Origin of the sequence: Sphingobium sp. HDIP04 (genome assembly GCF_000445085.1) — a bacterium.
Taxonomy (GTDB): Bacteria; Pseudomonadota; Alphaproteobacteria; order Sphingomonadales; family Sphingomonadaceae; genus Sphingobium; species Sphingobium indicum.
Window position 1 is genome coordinate 43,231 of record NZ_ATDO01000088.1, and the last position, 13,986, is coordinate 57,216.

Here is a 13,986-nt window from a genome sequence, read left to right on the forward strand (position 1 = left end):
ATGACGGTTTTCTAGAGGGGGTTTCGCGGGTGCGGCAGGGGCTGCGAAGTTCAGTTGTAGAAGTTTACAAGATTTGCGTGTAAGGTTGTAAAGCCTGCACAGGAGCGCTTTACGACATGGCCAAGGATCGTCCGGTTTACATGGGGCCGCGCCTGCGCAGGCTGCGGCGGGAACTGGGGCTGACCCAGGCGGACATGGCGGCGGACCTGGAGATTTCGGCCAGCTATGTCGCGCTGCTGGAGCGCAACCAGCGGCCGCTGACCGCCGACATGCTGTTGCGGCTGGCGCGCACCTACAAGATGGACATGAGCGAACTGGCGGGCGACGGCGGCGCGGAGCAGACGGCGCGGTTGCAGGCGGTGCTGAAAGACCCGATGTTCGCGGACATCGACCTGCCCGCGCTGGCGACCGGGGACGTGGCGGTCAATTATCCGGGAATCACCGAGGCCTTGCTGCGGCTGCACACGGCCTATCGCGAGGAGCAACTGGCGCTGGCGGATCGGGGGGTGGAACGGGAGGATGCCGCCGAAGCGCCCGATCCGGTGGCCGAATCGCGGCGCTTCCTGGGGGCGCGGCGCAACAGCTTTCCGCTGCTGGACGACGCCGGGGAGAAGCTGGCGCAGGAGGTGGAGGCGGCGGGCGGCCTGGCCGGATGGCTGAAGGCGAAGCATAACCTGCGGGTCCGGCGCCTGCCCTCCGACGTGATGGCGGGGTCGATGCGGCGGCTGGACCGGCATCGCGACGCGGTGCTGCTGGACGACGCGCTGGACGGGGCAAGCACCCAGTTCCAGCTTGCCTTGCAGATCGCCTATCTGGAGATGCGGCGCGATTTCGACGCGCTGCTGAAGGACGGCCAGTTCGCCAGCGAGAGCGGGCGGCGGCTGACGCGGCGGGCGCTGGCCAGCTATGGCGCGGCGGCGATAGTGATGCCCTATACCGTCTTCGCCAGGGCGGTGGAGGCGCGGCGTTACGATGTGGAGGCGCTGGCCCGGCAGTTCGGCGCGAGTTTCGAGCAGACCGCACATCGTCTGACCACGCTGCAGAAGCCGGGGCAGGAGCGCATCCCCTTCTTCTTCCTGCGGGTCGACCATGCGGGCAATGTCAGCAAGCGGCTGGACGGCGCGGGCTTTCCCTTTGCGCGTCATGGCGGTTCCTGTCCGCTCTGGTCGGTGCATCATGCGTTCGAGCGGCCCCGCGAGGTGCTGACGCAGTGGCTGGAACTGCCGGACGGGCAGCGATTCTTCTCCATCGCGCGGACGGTGACGGCGGGCGGCGGCGGTTGGGGCGCGCCGAAGATCGAGCGGGCCATCGCGCTGTGCTGCGCGGCGGAGCATGCGCATCGGCTGATCTATGCGGCGGGGGAAGCGCCGCCGGAGCCTACGCCGATCGGGGTGACGTGCCGCCTGTGCCATCGCAGCCAGTGCATGGCGCGGTCCGCGCCGCCGATCGGGCGCGATATGCTGCCGGAGGATTTCCGGCGGACCCACGCGCCGTTCGGCTTCGCGGACGGTTGAGGCGGCCGGGCCAGGCAATGCGGACAAATTTGGAAATGTCGGGAATGGCCATGAGCGGACATTAGTTTTTCGTCACCCCGGACTTGATTCGGGGTCCCGCTTTTGCCTCTACACCGCGCCCAGCCCAAGGCAGCGGGACCCCGGATCAAGTCCGGGGTGACGAATAGGGGGGAGGGGTGACGAATAGGGGAACGTCCGCAATCCACCCAAATCGCCCGGTCCGGCGGATCGTGAGTCTTCCACGCCGCCTATCCCTCGATCAGGTCGAGATAGGCGACGACATCATTGTCGGTGGCAAGGAACAGGCCGTCCTGCATGTCCTGCGGCTGCCGCTCCGCGATGCGCAGGGCTTCGCTCAGGGGACCGTAGAACAGCGTCGTCGCACCGCCGCCGCCATCGGCGTCGCTGAGGTGGTAGAGGCGGACGGTGGCTGAGCCATAGGTGGTGCGCATGGGACGATTATCGGCGCCGCGGCGCCGGCATGCAAGCGGGATGCGTCGGGTCGGGGCGGACATGCCTTCCGATCGCCTGGAAATCGATCCAGGAACCGTCAGCGCCGGTCCGTCACCTTGATCCCGCTCGCCAGGCGGTTCGGGCCGATCTTCACCGCATCGTCGGTGAAATTGGCGACGAAGCTGCTGTTGCGCTGCAGTCCCGGTACGAAGGAGGCGCTGTTGTTCGCGATGGAAAGGTTCGTGCTGTCCTGTTCCCGCCCCTCCGGCGCCACGGTGATGAAGGCGCTGTAATTGTCCTTGTCGCGCCCCTGCACCATCTCGTTGCCGCTGATCGTGCCGCTCGCCCCGTTGGACAGGTCGATCATATAGTTGGTGAGCCGCCCGCCGCTGTCGTCGAAGCTGTTGTCGGTGATGGTGACGCGGGGCGTGCGGGTTTTCAGATAATGGCCGCCATCGCCCTGGTCGAAGCGCGAGCGCGTGACCGACAGGCTGCCATAGCGGCCCGCATAGATGCCGTGGGCGCAGGCGAGGGCGCGGTCGCAGCGCCCCAGATGGCGGAAGGTCGACCTGTCGATGCTGATCGCGTTGCCCGGCGCGTCGCCGGTCAAGATCCCTTCCTCGCTGTTGCGGAACAGGCTGTTGGTGACGGTCAGGTCGCCGCTTTCCAGCCGGATGCCCGCGCCGTTGCCGTCGGGCACGCGCAGGTTCTGGAAGATGAGGCCGTCGATGCTGCTCGACCGTCCGCGCAGCACCAGCGCCGCCTTCTCCTCGCAGGCCACGCCGTCCAGGATCGCGGTGCCCGGCTTCTGCGCGCGGATGGTGACGTCGCCGCCCTGCTGCACCGCGCATTGCGCATAGCTGCCCGGCGCCACCAGAACCGTGCCGCGGCCGTCGCCGATCGCCCTGATCGCCTCCCCCAGCGTCGCATAGCTTCGCCCGCTTTCCGCCACGGTGAAGGGCGAGGTCACGCCCTGCGCCAGCGCGGTTGCCGTCACGGCGGCGGAGATCAGCAGGATGGTGGAAAAAAGGCGCATATCGAAGGATATAGAAGAAGGCGCTTTCCCGGCCAATGCGGAGTCATGGTTAACGAAATCTTGTTCCGCTATGGGACAGCGGGCAAAGGCCTCTTGCATTTGGCGCGTCGCCCGCGATTCCGCGACTTTGGCCGCGCCGCGCAAATGCGCATCATGACGGTTGGCGCAGGCGCGGTTGCGGGTTAAGCCTTGTCCGGACATGATTTCCGCCCCTTCCCGTCCCTTTCCAGCCTGGCTGACCCTTGGCGGAGCCGCCCTGATGGCGGCGATGTCGGGAAGCTGCTCGAATGAGGGGAGCGGCCCGGTCACGGTCAGCGTGATCGGCAGCCCCGCCGATTTCGCCAAGCCGCTCGAAAATCTGCCCGATCCCGGATCGAAGCTGTTTCTGGAAGCCACCGCGCAGGGGCTGGTGGCGTTCGACGCCGGGGGGGAGATATTGCCCGCCCTGGCCCAGCGCTGGATCGTCGAGGACGATGGCCGCAGCTACATCTTCCGCCTGCGCCGGGCGTTCTGGCCGGACGGCCGCAAGGTGCTGGCGAAGGATGTCGGGCGGCTGCTGATGGCGCGGATAGAGGCGCTGCGCCGGCTGGACCCCGCCGGGCCGCTGGATGCGGTGCAGGACGTGGTCGCGATGACGGGCGAGGTGATCGAGATCAGGCTGGCGGCGCCGCGCCCCTATGTGTTGCAGATGCTGGCCCAGCCGCAGATGGCGATCCTGTCGCGGGAAGGCGGGACCGGCCCCTATCGGCGGGAGAACCGGGGCGGCATTCCGGACAAGGCGCTGGTGCTGACGCCGGTGGAGCGGGCCACGAACGAATCCGGCGACGAACTGCCGGTGCCCGCCTGGCAGACCCGGATCGTCCGGGCGGAGCGGGCGGCGCTCGCCATCACCCGTTTCCAGCAGGGCAAGGCCGCGCTCGTGCTGGGCGGGCGCTTTTCCGACCTGCCGCTGCTGGTGCCGGCGGGGGTCGACCGCGACGATGTGCGGATCGATCCGGTGCAGGGGCTGCTGGGACTGGCGGTGACGGGCCGGAGCGGGGCGAGCGGCAAGCTGCTGGAGGATGACGGCGTGCGGCGGGCGATCAACATGGCGATCGACCGCAGCCGCCTGCCGGTGATGTTCCCCGTCGGCGGCTGGGCCACGACCGAGCAGATCGTGCCGGGACAGATCGACCTGCCCGGACCGCCCGCCGCGCCGGATTGGTCCGGCCTGCCGCAGGAGGAACGCTGGGCGCAGGGACAGGCGGTCATGAAGCGCTGGCGCAGCGAGCATGGCGACCCGCCGGTTTTGCGCGTGGCCCTGCCCAGGGGGCCGGGCTCCACCCTGCTGTTCGGGCTGGTGCGGCATGACCTGGGCATGATCGGCCTGGCGGTCGAGCGGGTCGACCTGACGGCCGACGCCGATCTGCGGCTGGTCGACGAGGTCGCGGCCTATGACAGCGCGCTCTGGTATCTGGGGCGGATCGGCTGCGCGCGGAAGGTGCATTGCTCGGCGGAGGCGGAGGCGCAATTGCAGGCGGCGAGCCTTGCCGCCAGCCTGGACGAGCGCATGGCCCGCGTGGCGCAGGCAGAGGCGCTGATGCAGGCGCATAACGGCTTCATCGCGCTGGGCGCGCCGGTGCGCTGGTCTCTGGTGGCGCGGCGGCTGACCGGCTTCATGGCGTCGCCCAGGGCGCGGCACCCATTGAACCATCTGTTCAGGAGCACCAACTAGAGCATCGAAAGCCGATGCTTGGAGGACGGATGATGGCGATTTCGCAGGACCAGTTCGACCGGATCGTGCGCGACATGCCCGGATTCGGCCGCGATCCGGCTTCGGTGCGCAGGCGGATCGAGATGATGGAGGCGATGCTGGAGGGGCTGTTCGTCCTTCCCGGCACCAACCGGCGGGTCGGGCTGGACAGTCTGGTGGGGCTGATCCCCGTGGTGGGCGATTTCGCCACGGCCGCCATGGGGGCGTGGATCGTGTGGGAAGCGCGGAACCTGGGCATGTCGAAATGGCAGCTCACGCGCATGGCGGCCAATGTCGGCTTCGACACGCTGATCGGCGCCATTCCCTTTGCCGGGGACGTTTTCGATTTCTTCTACAAGTCCAACAGCAAGAATCTGCGCATCATCCGCAGGCATCTGGACCGGCATCATCCTTCGACGGTGATCGTCGAGGGTTAGGCTGTATCGACATGCAGCCCTGGCGGCCTGCAAATGCGCCTAGCGGTGGGCAAGCGCCGCGGCGCATGCGCGACTTCAGGCAAAGGCGAAATCGAGGCCGATGTCGGCGGCCGGGGCCGACTGGGTGAGGCGGCCGACGCTGATATAGGTGACGCCGGTTTCCGCCTTGGCGCGGATGCTGTCCAGCGTGACGCCGCCAGACGCTTCGGTGGGGACGCGCCCGCCGACCAGCGTCACCGCCCCGCGCAGGGTGGGCGCGTCCATATTGTCGAGCAGGAGGTGCGTGGCCCCGGCGGCAAGCGCGGGTTCGATCTGGTCGACGCGGTCGACCTCCACGATGATGCTGGCGATCCCGGCGGCGGCGGCGCGGCGGACGGCCTCCTCCACCGATCCGGCGACGGCGACATGATTGTCCTTGATCATCGCCGCGTCCCAAAGCCCCATGCGGTGATTGGTCGCGCCGCCCATGCGGGTCGCATATTTTTCCAGCACGCGAAGGCCCGGAATGGTCTTGCGCGTGTCGAGCAGCGTCGCGCCGGTGCCCAGGATCGCGTCGACATAGGCGCGGGCCATGGTGGCGATGCCGGTCAGGTGCTGGACGGTGTTGAGCGCGGACCGCTCGGCCGTCAGCATGGCGCGGGCCTTGCCCCGGATGCGCATGATGTCGGTGCCCGCCGCCACGCGGTCGCCATCCTGCCGGAGCAGTTCGATCTCCACATCCGGATCGAGCGCGCGGAAGAAGGCGGCGGCGATGGGCAGGCCCGCCAGCGTCACGGCGTCGCGGCTGTCCATCACGCCGTCGAACATCGCGTCGGCGGGAATCACCGCCTCGCTGGTGACGTCGCGGCCGTCCGGGCCAAGATCCTCCGCCAGGGTGGAGGCGATGAAGGCGTCGAGATCGAAGCCGGGGAGAGAGAAGGTCATAAGTACGAAAGCGCCTTCAGCTCAAAATGGCCAGTCGTCTCATCAAAAGCCATCAAACGCCACCGCAGCCCTTTACGTTCTTTAACAACCCATGGAGATGCAGATTCAACACCCTGACCCGGTACGCCTTTAACTACTATGGCATCCAACCAATTATCAAAATTTCTAGCCGCCATCCGGAAATGTTCTTCTCTTTTATTTTTACCGGCTGCATTCCAGTTCTCAATCGGGCCACAGTTTAAAAGCGAATTTAGGCTCAAAGTAGGCCAATCGATTTCACAATGCCACAGCGTTACGCAAACACCATGTTCCGCAGCAGCGCTCCAGTGAAGTCGAGGAAGTCTTAGATTGTATCCAAGCTTGCCGAACGCCTCTCCGTATTTCACGAGCGCGCGCCCAGATCGCCCTGCCCGACCGTGCCGCTCGCCATTTCGAGCATGCGGTCGAGGCTTTTCTTCGCGGCGAGGCGCAGCCCCTCCTCCATCTCGATGCGCGGCTGGAGGTCGCGCAGCGCCAGATAGAGCTTTTCCATCGTGTTGAGCGCCATATAGGGGCAGATGTTGCAGTTGCAGTTGCCGTCCGCGCCGGGCGCGCCGATGAAGGTCTTTTCCGGCACCGCCTTCTGCATCTGGTGGATGATGTGCGGTTCGGTGGCGACGATCAGCGTGTCGCCGGCCATGGTCTTGGAAAATTCCAATATGCCGCTGGTGGAGCCGATATAGTCGGCGTGGTCGACGATGTGCGGCGGGCATTCCGGATGCGCCGCCACGGGCGCGCCGGGATGCTGGGCCTTCAGCTTCAGCAGTTCGGTTTCGCTGAACGCCTCATGCACGATGCAGACGCCCGGCCAGAGCAGCATGTCGCGGCCGAGCTTGCGCTTCAGATAGCCGCCCAGATGCTTGTCGGGGCCGAAGATGATCTTCTGCTCCTTCGGAATCTGCGCCAGGATCTTTTCCGCCGAGGAGGAGGTGACGATGATGTCGGAAAGCGCCTTCACCTCCGCCGAGCAGTTGATGTAGCTGAGCGCGATATGGTCGGGATGCGCCTCCCGGAAGGCCTTGAACTGGGCGGGCGGGCAACTGTCCTCCAGACTGCATCCCGCGTCCATGTCGGGCAGGATCACGATCTTTTCCGGCGAGAGGATTTTCGCCGTTTCCGCCATGAAGCGCACGCCGCAGAAGGCGATGACGTCCGCGTCCGTCTCCGCCGCCTTGCGCGAGAGTTCCAGGGAATCGCCCACGAAATCGGACAGGTCCTGGATTTCCGGCTTCTGGTAATAATGGCCGAGGATGACGGCGTTGCGTTCCTTGCGCAGCCGGTCGATCTCCGCGCGCAGGTCGATCCCCTGCGGGATTCCGGTGATGGCGTTCATGTCCCTACCCTGCTCCTTGAAGGGCCTTCATCCAGCGCCCCCCTAACGGGCGTTGCGCCTGTTGGCCAGTACCTCGTTGATGGCCGCCGTCACGTCCCATCGGTCCCGGTTGCGGTCCGCCAGGTGAAGCGCCTCAGCGCAACCGCCATCGCCCGTCCCCCGTCGCGGCGGCGATGCCGCGCCCGTCGAGGTCGATGAGATGCGCCAGCACCGAACGCCCCGCCGCGCTGTGCAGGCGCGGGTCGACGCCCTTGTACATTTCCACGACCATGTCGGGGATTTCCGACGCGCCGTTGCGTTCCAGGAAGCGCAGTATCTGGCCCTCCCGCTGCTTGCGATGGCCCATCATGCCGCGCACCAGCCGCTGCGGATTGTCGACCGGATCGCCATGCGCCGGATAATAGACGGTGTCGGTCCGGTCGAGCAGCCGCTGCATCGAGGCCATATAGGCCGCCATGTCGCCGTCGGGCGGGGAAACGATGCTGGTGGACCAGCCCATCACATGATCGCCGGTGAACAGGGCCTTTTCCTCCAGCAGGGCGAAGCAGAGATGGTTGGAGGTGTGGCCGGGCGTGGCCACGGCGGCGAGCGTCCAGCCCCGGCCGCCGATCCGTTCGCCGTCCGCCAGCACGCGGTCCGGGCGATAGGCCGCGTCGAAGGCGGCGTCGGCGCGGGGGCCATCATCCTCCAGCGTCAGCGGCGCGCAACCGATGACCGGCGCGCCGGTCCGCTCGCCCAGCGGCGCGGCGGCGGGGCTGTGGTCGCGATGGGTGTGGGTGCAGAGGATCGCCGTCACCGGACGCCCCCCTATCGCCTCGATCAGCGCGGCCAGATGCGCCGGATCGTCCGGACCGGGATCGATCACCGCCACATCCTCCGCGCCCACCAGATAGGTCTGCGTGCCCGTATAGGTGAAGGGCGACGGATTGGGCGCCAGCACGCGCCCCACCAGCGGGGAAAGCCGCATCAGCGCGCCGGTCGGAAGGTCGGCCAGATCGAAGGGAGTTGCCATGTCCCATCCCATGTGCCCATTTCCGGGCGGTTTTCAAGGGCGATCCCCTGCCCTATCATGGCGCCATGGCGGCGGACGATCTTTGCGAGCAGTGGCGGCGGCATCTGGCGCTCGACCGGCGGCGCTCGGTGCATACGGTGCGCGCCTATGTGGCGACCGCCGAGCGATTGCTGGCCTTCCTGGAGGAGCATCGCGGCGAAGCGGCGACGGCGGCGATGCTGGCGGGGATCGAACAGGCCGACCTGCGCGCCTTCCTGACGGTGCGGCGGCTGGACGGGATCGGCAATGTCTCGGCGGCGCGGGAATTGTCGGCGGTGCGGGGTTTCCTGCGCTTCGTCGGCGGGGAGGATGCGCGAGTGCCGATGCTGAAGGGGCCTCGCGTGAAGCGCGGCCTGCCCCGCCCTGTCTCGCCCGACGAGGCGGTGGCGCTGGCCGGGGACATCGCCGAAACGGCGCGGGAGGAATGGATCGGCGCCAGGGACTGGGCGGTGCTGCTGCTGCTTTACGGGGCAGGACTGCGCATCGGGGAGGCGATGGCGCTGACCGGCGCGGCGCTGCCCCTGGGAGAGACTTTGCGCGTCACCGGCAAGCGGGGCAAGACGCGGATCGTGCCTTTATTGCCCCAGGTGCGGAAAGCGATGGAGGCCTATGTGGCGCTCTGCCCCTTCGGGCAGGAGAAGGACGCGCCGCTGTTCCGGGGGGCGCGGGGCGGGCCGCTGTCGCCTGCGTTGATCCGCCGGGCCGTGCAGGGGGCGCGAGGGAGGCTGGGGCTGTCCGACCGGACGACGCCCCATGCCTTGCGGCACAGCTTCGCGACGCACCTGCTGGGGCGCGGGGCGGATCTGCGGTCGTTGCAGGAGTTGCTGGGCCATGCCAGCCTGTCCTCCACGCAAATCTATACGCAGGTGGATGCCGCGCATCTGCTTGACGTTTACCGGAACGCGCATCCGCGGGCGTGAAGTCCATTCCCTCGTCTGAACTGGGTTCCTGCCTTCGCAGGAACACGGGATATCCCCGGATCAGCCCCTGGGTTTCCAGGTCGCCAGCCGCCAGAGGTAGAAGAGGACCGCCCCCACCACGCAGGCCGTGGCAACCGGCCCCACATATTTGTCGATGTCGCGGAAATTCTGTCCGAGTATGTAGCCCGCATAGGCAAGGACGATATTCCACACCAGCGCCCCGCCGCTGGTCCACAGCAGGAAGCGGACATGCCCCATGCGGAACAGACCGGCGGGCAGCGAGATCATCGTGCGGAAGGCGGGCATGAAGCGGAAGACGAACACCACGATCTGCCCATATTTGCCGAAGATATGGTCGAGCGCCTCGACATCCTTCCACTCCAGCGTCGCCCAACGGCCATAGCGGTCGACGAGCGGCTTCAACCGGCCGAAGCCCAATATATGGCCGACCAGATACCAGAAATAATTGCCGACGGTGGTGCCGACGGTGCCCGCGAACAGCAGCCATCCCATCTCCATCCGGCCCTGGCCGACGCGGATGCCGCCGATGCCCATGATGAGCTCGGACGGGATCGGCGGAAATATGTTCTCGATCACCATCAGGGCGAAAATGCCCCAATAGCCGCCCGCGTCGATCAGGCGGAGAACCCAGTCGGTCATGATGCGACGTGGCTCAGGCGGCCGCCCGCGCCGCCAGCCGGGCGTCGATCGCGTCCCAGATCATGCCGCCCGTGTCGGTGCCGTTGAAGGCGTCGATGGAAACGATGCCGGTGGGCGAGGTCACGTTGATTTCCGTCAGCCATTCGCCGCCGATCACGTCGATCCCGACGAAAAGAAGCCCGCGCCGCTTGAGTTCCGGGCCAAGGGCTTCGCAGATTTCCATTTCGCGTTCAGTGAGGACGGTCTTGGCCGCCGATCCGCCGACGGCGAGGTTGGAGCGGATCTCGCCCGCGCCGGGAATGCGATTGACCGCGCCCGCGACTTCGCCGTCGACCAGCACGATGCGCTTGTCGCCCTCCGCGACGCCGGGAATAAAGGCCTGGACCATGAACGGTTCGACCCAGGATGCGTTGAACAGTTCCACCAGCGCGGACAGATTCGCGCCGGACCGCCCGACATGGAAGACGGCGTTGCCCGCATTGCCGTAAAGCGGCTTCACCACGATCTCGCCATGCTGGGCGAGAAAGGACTTCACCTGCTCCAGGTCGCGGGTGATCATGGTGGGCGGCATGAAGCGTGCATAATCCAGCACGAACAGCTTTTCCGGCGCGTTGCGGACGGAGGCGGGGTCGTTCACCACCAGCGTCTCCTCCTGCACCCGCTCCAGAAGGTGGGTGGCGGTGATGTAGCTGAGGTCGAAGGGCGGATCCTGCCGCATCAGCACCACGTCGACGTCCCGTCCCAGGTCCAGCATCTCCGGCTCGCCGAAGACGAAATGGTCGCCCTCGACCTTCTGCACCTTCACCGGGCGCGCCTTGGCCAGCACGCGGCCGTCGCGATAGGTGAGGTCGGGGGCGAGATAATGATAGAGCCGGTGCCCCCGCGCCTGCCCCGCCAGCATGATGTGGAAGGTCGAATCGCCGCCGATCCTGATCCCCTCCATCGGGTCCATCTGCACGGCGACGGTGAGCGGGTTGAGCTGGGTCACTGCAATCTTTTCCTCTTCTTCCGTTCGTGCTGAGTAGGGCTGAGCTTGTCGAAGTCCCGTATCGAAGCACCGTCCCGCACCCGCCCTTCGATACGCCCCTTCGCCAAGCTCAGGGGCTACTCAGGGCGAACGGAGGTCGAGTCAGCCCCCATGCCAGACATTCGCCAGATGGCGCGGCGGGCGGCCCGGTGCAAGGAGCATCACGTCGATTCGCATGTCGTCGCCCGGTTTCGCGAGGTCGTGGAACAGGATTTCCGCCGCCGCGGCGACCCGCGAAAGGCGGCGTTCGTCGATGGCGAGGTCGAGATCGGCGCCGGTGGCGCGGGCCTTCACCTCGACAAAGGCGAGCATCCCACCGCGCCGGGCGACCAGATCGACCTCTCCGGCGGGCGTGCGCATCCGGCGGCCGACGATCTGCCAACCCTTCAGGCGCAGCCACCAGCCGGCGATCCGTTCCGCCTGCCGCCCGCGTTTTTCGGCGGCCTGTCGCCTCACGCCTTGAGTTCCAGCGCCCGGTCGTAGAGGGCGCGGCGGTCGAGGCCGAGTTTCTTGGCCACCTCCCCCGCCGCCTTGGAGACGGGGAGGCGTTCCATGGCTTCGAGCAGCGCGGCGTCGGCATCCTCCGCGCTGGCGGGCGGGGCTTCGCCGGGCGGGCCGACGATGACGACGATTTCTCCCTTGGGCGGGGCGTCGGCATAGCGGGCGGACAGTTGGGTAAGGGTGCCGGTGGCGGTTTCCTCGAACGCCTTGCTGATCTCGCGGGAGACGGCGGCCTCGCGGTCGCCCAGATGCTCGGCCATGGCGGCCAGGCTTTCCGACAGGCGCTGGCCGCTTTCGTAGAAGACCAGCGTGGCGCGCAGCGCGGCGACCTCAGCCAGCGCATCGCCCCGCGCCTTCTGCTTGGACGGCAGGAAGCCCATGAACAGGAAACGGTCGGTCGGCAGGCCCGACAAAGTGAGCGCGGCGATGGCGGCGCTCGGCCCCGGCAGCGTCGTGATCCGGCGGCCGGCGGCGCGGGCGTCGCGCACCAGCTTGTACCCCGGATCGGAGATCAGCGGGGTTCCCGCGTCGGACAGCAGCGCGACCGATTCGCTCGCCATCCGCTCGATCAGGCGGGCGCGCACCCCTTCGGCGCTATGGTCGTGATAGGGGACCATCGGCCGGTCCGACCCGGCATGGCGCAGCAGGCGTGCGCTGACCCGTGTATCTTCCACGGCGATCACGTCGGCAAGGCGCAGGACTTCGGCCGCGCGGGGGGTAAGGTCTCCAAGGTTGCCGATCGGCCCTGCAACGATGTAAAGCCCAGCCTCAAGCCCAGAACCATCAAGATCAACAATATCAGTTTCCATAAGGATGCCAGATGACAGAGACGGATGCCCCCCGGCAAGCGGACTTGTTCGCTTCCATGAAACGCGCCGGGCGGATTTTGTTCGCAGCGACCGCGCTGCTGGTCGCCGCCTGTCAATCCATCGTGCCCAAAGGCCCCGGCCCGGCCCAGACCGGCCCGACGCAGACCGGCCCCGAAGTGACCGAAGGCCTGCCCACCGACACGCTGCGCCACCGCGTCGCGCTGCTGGTGCCGATGAGCGGCCCCAATGCGGGCGTCGGCCAGTCCATCGCCAATGCGACCACGCTGGCGCTGCTGGACACCAAGGCCGACAAGGTGCGCATCACCACCTATGACACCGGCGTCGGCGCGGCCGCGGCGGCGAACAAGGCGCTGGCGGACGGCAACAAGCTGATCCTGGGGCCGTTGCTGGCGGAGGATGCGCGGATCGTCGGACCCATCGCTGCGCGGGCGAACGTGCCGGTGATCAGCTTCTCCAACGACACCAGCGTCGCCGGAAACGGCGTCTACATCATGGGCTACAACCCCAACCAGTCGATCGAACGGGTGGTGGAATTCGCCAAGGGCAAGGGCCTGTCCAAATTCGCCGCGCTGGTGCCCAAGGGAACCTATGGCGAGCGGTCGGGCACCGCCCTGTTGCGCGCGGTCGAGGGCGCGGGCGCAACCGTGGTGTCGATGCAGACCTTCGACCGCAGCCCCGCCTCCATCACGGCGGCGGTCAGGAAATTGCAGGCATCCTCCAGCTATGACGCGCTGCTGATCGCGGACAGCGGCCGCGTGGCGATGCAGGTCGCGCCGATCGTGCGGAAGAATGGCGGCGCGACGGCGCGGCTGCTGGGCACCGAATTGTGGAATACGGACAGCGGCCTGGCGTCCAGCCCGGTGCTGCGCGGCGCGTGGTTCGCCAGCGTTTCGGATGGGCTCTACAGCCAGCTCGCGACCAAATATCGGGCGCGTTACGGCAATGCGCCGTTCCGGCTGTCGGCTTTGGGTTATGATTCGGTGCTGCTGACCGTGCGGATTGCCCGCGACTGGAAGCCGGGCACGACCTTCCCTGCGGCGCGGCTGCGCGATGCGGGGGGCTTTGCCGGGATCGACGGGGCGTTCCGCTTCGGCCGCGACGGCATTGCGGAACGGGCGCTGGAAGTGTCGGAGATCGGCGCGGGCACCTTCACGGTGGTGGCTCCGGCGCCACGGGCCTTTGCGGAGTAAGGGTTAAGACTTAACCCGCCCCACAGGCAAAATCAGCGGCCACTTTCCGCCTGCATCGATGCGGGCGGAAATGCCGTAGACGCTGGCGAGCCTCGCCTCCGTCAGCACATCGAGCGGCGCGCCGTCGGCCACCGGCGAGCCGTGGTCCATCAGCACCAGCCGGTCGCAATAGCGGGCCGCCATGCCCAGGTCGTGCAGCACGGCGACGACCAGCGATCCCGCCCGCGCCTCCGCCTTCAGCAGGTCCATGACGTCGATCTGATGCCCCGGATCGAGCGCGGCCAAAGGCTCGTCCACGATCAGCGCGGGGGCGCCGACCGCCAGCGCACGGGCCAGCAG

15 protein-coding genes and 1 pseudogene are annotated in these 13,986 nt (G+C 67.4%); 5 read left to right on the forward strand and 11 right to left on the reverse strand.

The genetic code is table 11. The features are described from left to right. Positions 1 to 116 precede the first annotated feature (116 nt). A complete protein-coding gene (locus L286_RS36920; RefSeq protein WP_021223521.1) occupies positions 117 to 1,514 on the forward strand; it encodes a helix-turn-helix domain-containing protein in 1,398 nt (465 codons plus the stop codon). Positions 1,515 to 1,762: 248 nt separating this feature from the next. Here L286_RS36920 and L286_RS36925 read toward each other — a convergent pair whose 3' ends face one another. Then, positions 1,763 to 1,966, reverse strand: a complete 204-nt coding sequence (locus tag L286_RS36925) for a hypothetical protein (protein ID WP_013040978.1) — start codon at positions 1,964 to 1,966, stop codon at positions 1,763 to 1,765. A gap of 98 nt (positions 1,967 to 2,064) precedes the next feature. Beyond that, positions 2,065 to 3,003, reverse strand: coding sequence for a right-handed parallel beta-helix repeat-containing protein (locus tag L286_RS36930; protein ID WP_021223522.1), 939 nt, complete (start codon positions 3,001 to 3,003; stop codon positions 2,065 to 2,067). Between the two features lie 199 nt (positions 3,004 to 3,202). On the opposite strand from L286_RS36930, the gene L286_RS36935 reads away from it, so the two are divergent. Both L286_RS36935 and L286_RS36940 read left to right on the forward strand, forming a co-directional pair. Further along, positions 3,203 to 4,717: an ABC transporter substrate-binding protein gene (locus tag L286_RS36935; protein ID WP_031293335.1), complete on the forward strand. Its 1,515-nt coding sequence runs from the start codon at positions 3,203 to 3,205 to the stop codon at positions 4,715 to 4,717. Between the two features lie 32 nt (positions 4,718 to 4,749). Beyond that, positions 4,750 to 5,172, forward strand: a complete 423-nt coding sequence (locus L286_RS36940) for a DUF4112 domain-containing protein (protein WP_007685512.1) — start codon at positions 4,750 to 4,752, stop codon at positions 5,170 to 5,172. A 75-nt stretch (positions 5,173 to 5,247) separates the two neighbouring features. On the opposite strand, the gene nadC is transcribed toward L286_RS36940, so the two are convergent. The 4 genes from nadC to L286_RS36955 all read right to left on the reverse strand — a co-directional run bounded on the left by nadC (position 5,248) and on the right by L286_RS36955 (position 8,480). Then, a complete protein-coding gene (gene nadC, locus L286_RS36945; RefSeq protein ID WP_021223525.1) occupies positions 5,248 to 6,096 on the reverse strand; it encodes a carboxylating nicotinate-nucleotide diphosphorylase in 849 nt (282 codons plus the stop codon). After that, the gene (locus tag L286_RS48560) at positions 6,093 to 6,482 is read right to left on the reverse strand and encodes a hypothetical protein (RefSeq protein ID WP_152522346.1); all 390 of its coding nucleotides are present in this window, start codon (positions 6,480 to 6,482) and stop codon (positions 6,093 to 6,095) included. Before L286_RS48560 ends, nadC begins: the two co-directional genes overlap by 4 nt. Then, entirely contained in the window at positions 6,479 to 7,468 is a 990-nt protein-coding gene (gene nadA, locus L286_RS36950) for a quinolinate synthase NadA (protein WP_021223526.1), read from the reverse strand. Before nadA ends, L286_RS48560 begins: the two co-directional genes overlap by 4 nt. A 133-nt stretch (positions 7,469 to 7,601) precedes the next feature. Beyond that, positions 7,602 to 8,480: an MBL fold metallo-hydrolase gene (locus L286_RS36955; protein ID WP_037445172.1), complete on the reverse strand. Its 879-nt coding sequence runs from the start codon at positions 8,478 to 8,480 to the stop codon at positions 7,602 to 7,604. A 65-nt stretch (positions 8,481 to 8,545) separates the two neighbouring features. Here L286_RS36955 and L286_RS36960 point away from each other — a divergent pair, with 65 nt between their 5' ends. After that, positions 8,546 to 9,439 carry a tyrosine recombinase XerC gene (locus tag L286_RS36960; RefSeq protein ID WP_021223527.1) on the forward strand — a complete coding sequence of 298 codons (894 nt, stop codon included), beginning with the start codon at positions 8,546 to 8,548 and terminating at the stop codon, positions 9,437 to 9,439. Between the two features lie 60 nt (positions 9,440 to 9,499). On the opposite strand, the gene L286_RS36965 is transcribed toward L286_RS36960, so the two are convergent. The 4 genes from L286_RS36965 to rsmI all read right to left on the reverse strand — a co-directional run bounded on the left by L286_RS36965 (position 9,500) and on the right by rsmI (position 12,436). Next, positions 9,500 to 10,099: a DedA family protein gene (locus L286_RS36965; protein ID WP_021223528.1), complete on the reverse strand. Its 600-nt coding sequence runs from the start codon at positions 10,097 to 10,099 to the stop codon at positions 9,500 to 9,502. Positions 10,100 to 10,112: 13 nt separating this feature from the next. Next, on the reverse strand, positions 10,113 to 11,087 hold the full coding sequence (gene gshB / locus L286_RS36970) for a glutathione synthase (RefSeq protein WP_021223529.1): 975 nt from the start codon (positions 11,085 to 11,087) through the stop codon (positions 10,113 to 10,115). 141 nt (positions 11,088 to 11,228) lie between these two features. Beyond that, a complete protein-coding gene (locus L286_RS36975; protein ID WP_007685502.1) occupies positions 11,229 to 11,582 on the reverse strand; it encodes a YraN family protein in 354 nt (117 codons plus the stop codon). Then, complete coding sequence (gene rsmI / locus L286_RS36980; protein ID WP_021223530.1) at positions 11,579 to 12,436, reverse strand: 16S rRNA (cytidine(1402)-2'-O)-methyltransferase; 858 nt, start codon at positions 12,434 to 12,436, stop codon at positions 11,579 to 11,581. The genes L286_RS36975 and rsmI overlap by 4 nt, the downstream gene beginning before the upstream one ends. Positions 12,437 to 12,447: 11 nt before the next feature. Here rsmI and L286_RS36985 point away from each other — a divergent pair, with 11 nt between their 5' ends. Beyond that, on the forward strand, positions 12,448 to 13,647 hold the full coding sequence (locus L286_RS36985; protein WP_021223531.1) for a penicillin-binding protein activator: 1,200 nt from the start codon (positions 12,448 to 12,450) through the stop codon (positions 13,645 to 13,647). Positions 13,648 to 13,650: 3 nt separating this feature from the next. On the opposite strand, the pseudogene L286_RS36990 reads toward L286_RS36985, so the two are convergent. Continuing rightward, a pseudogene (locus L286_RS36990) lies at positions 13,651 to 13,986 on the reverse strand (ABC transporter ATP-binding protein); the annotation flags it as partial.

Excerpts from the sequence above, each read along its gene's own strand:
- L286_RS36920 (WP_021223521.1), top strand. The coding sequence starts at position 117 with ATGGCCAAGGATCGTCCGGTTTACATGGGGCCGCGCCTGCGCAGGCTG.
- L286_RS36925 (WP_013040978.1), bottom strand. The coding sequence starts at position 1,966 with ATGCGCACCACCTATGGCTCAGCCACCGTCCGCCTCTACCACCTCAGC.
- L286_RS36930 (WP_021223522.1), bottom strand. The coding sequence starts at position 3,003 with ATGCGCCTTTTTTCCACCATCCTGCTGATCTCCGCCGCCGTGACGGCA.
- L286_RS36935 (WP_031293335.1), top strand. The coding sequence starts at position 3,203 with ATGATTTCCGCCCCTTCCCGTCCCTTTCCAGCCTGGCTGACCCTTGGC.
- L286_RS36940 (WP_007685512.1), top strand. The coding sequence starts at position 4,750 with ATGGCGATTTCGCAGGACCAGTTCGACCGGATCGTGCGCGACATGCCC.
- nadC (WP_021223525.1), bottom strand. The coding sequence starts at position 6,096 with ATGACCTTCTCTCTCCCCGGCTTCGATCTCGACGCCTTCATCGCCTCC.
- nadA (WP_021223526.1), bottom strand. The coding sequence starts at position 7,468 with ATGAACGCCATCACCGGAATCCCGCAGGGGATCGACCTGCGCGCGGAG.
- L286_RS36955 (WP_037445172.1), bottom strand. The coding sequence starts at position 8,480 with ATGGCAACTCCCTTCGATCTGGCCGACCTTCCGACCGGCGCGCTGATG.
- L286_RS36960 (WP_021223527.1), top strand. The coding sequence starts at position 8,546 with ATGGCGGCGGACGATCTTTGCGAGCAGTGGCGGCGGCATCTGGCGCTC.
- L286_RS36965 (WP_021223528.1), bottom strand. The coding sequence starts at position 10,099 with ATGACCGACTGGGTTCTCCGCCTGATCGACGCGGGCGGCTATTGGGGC.
- rsmI (WP_021223530.1), bottom strand. The coding sequence starts at position 12,436 with ATGGAAACTGATATTGTTGATCTTGATGGTTCTGGGCTTGAGGCTGGG.
- L286_RS36985 (WP_021223531.1), top strand. The coding sequence starts at position 12,448 with ATGACAGAGACGGATGCCCCCCGGCAAGCGGACTTGTTCGCTTCCATG.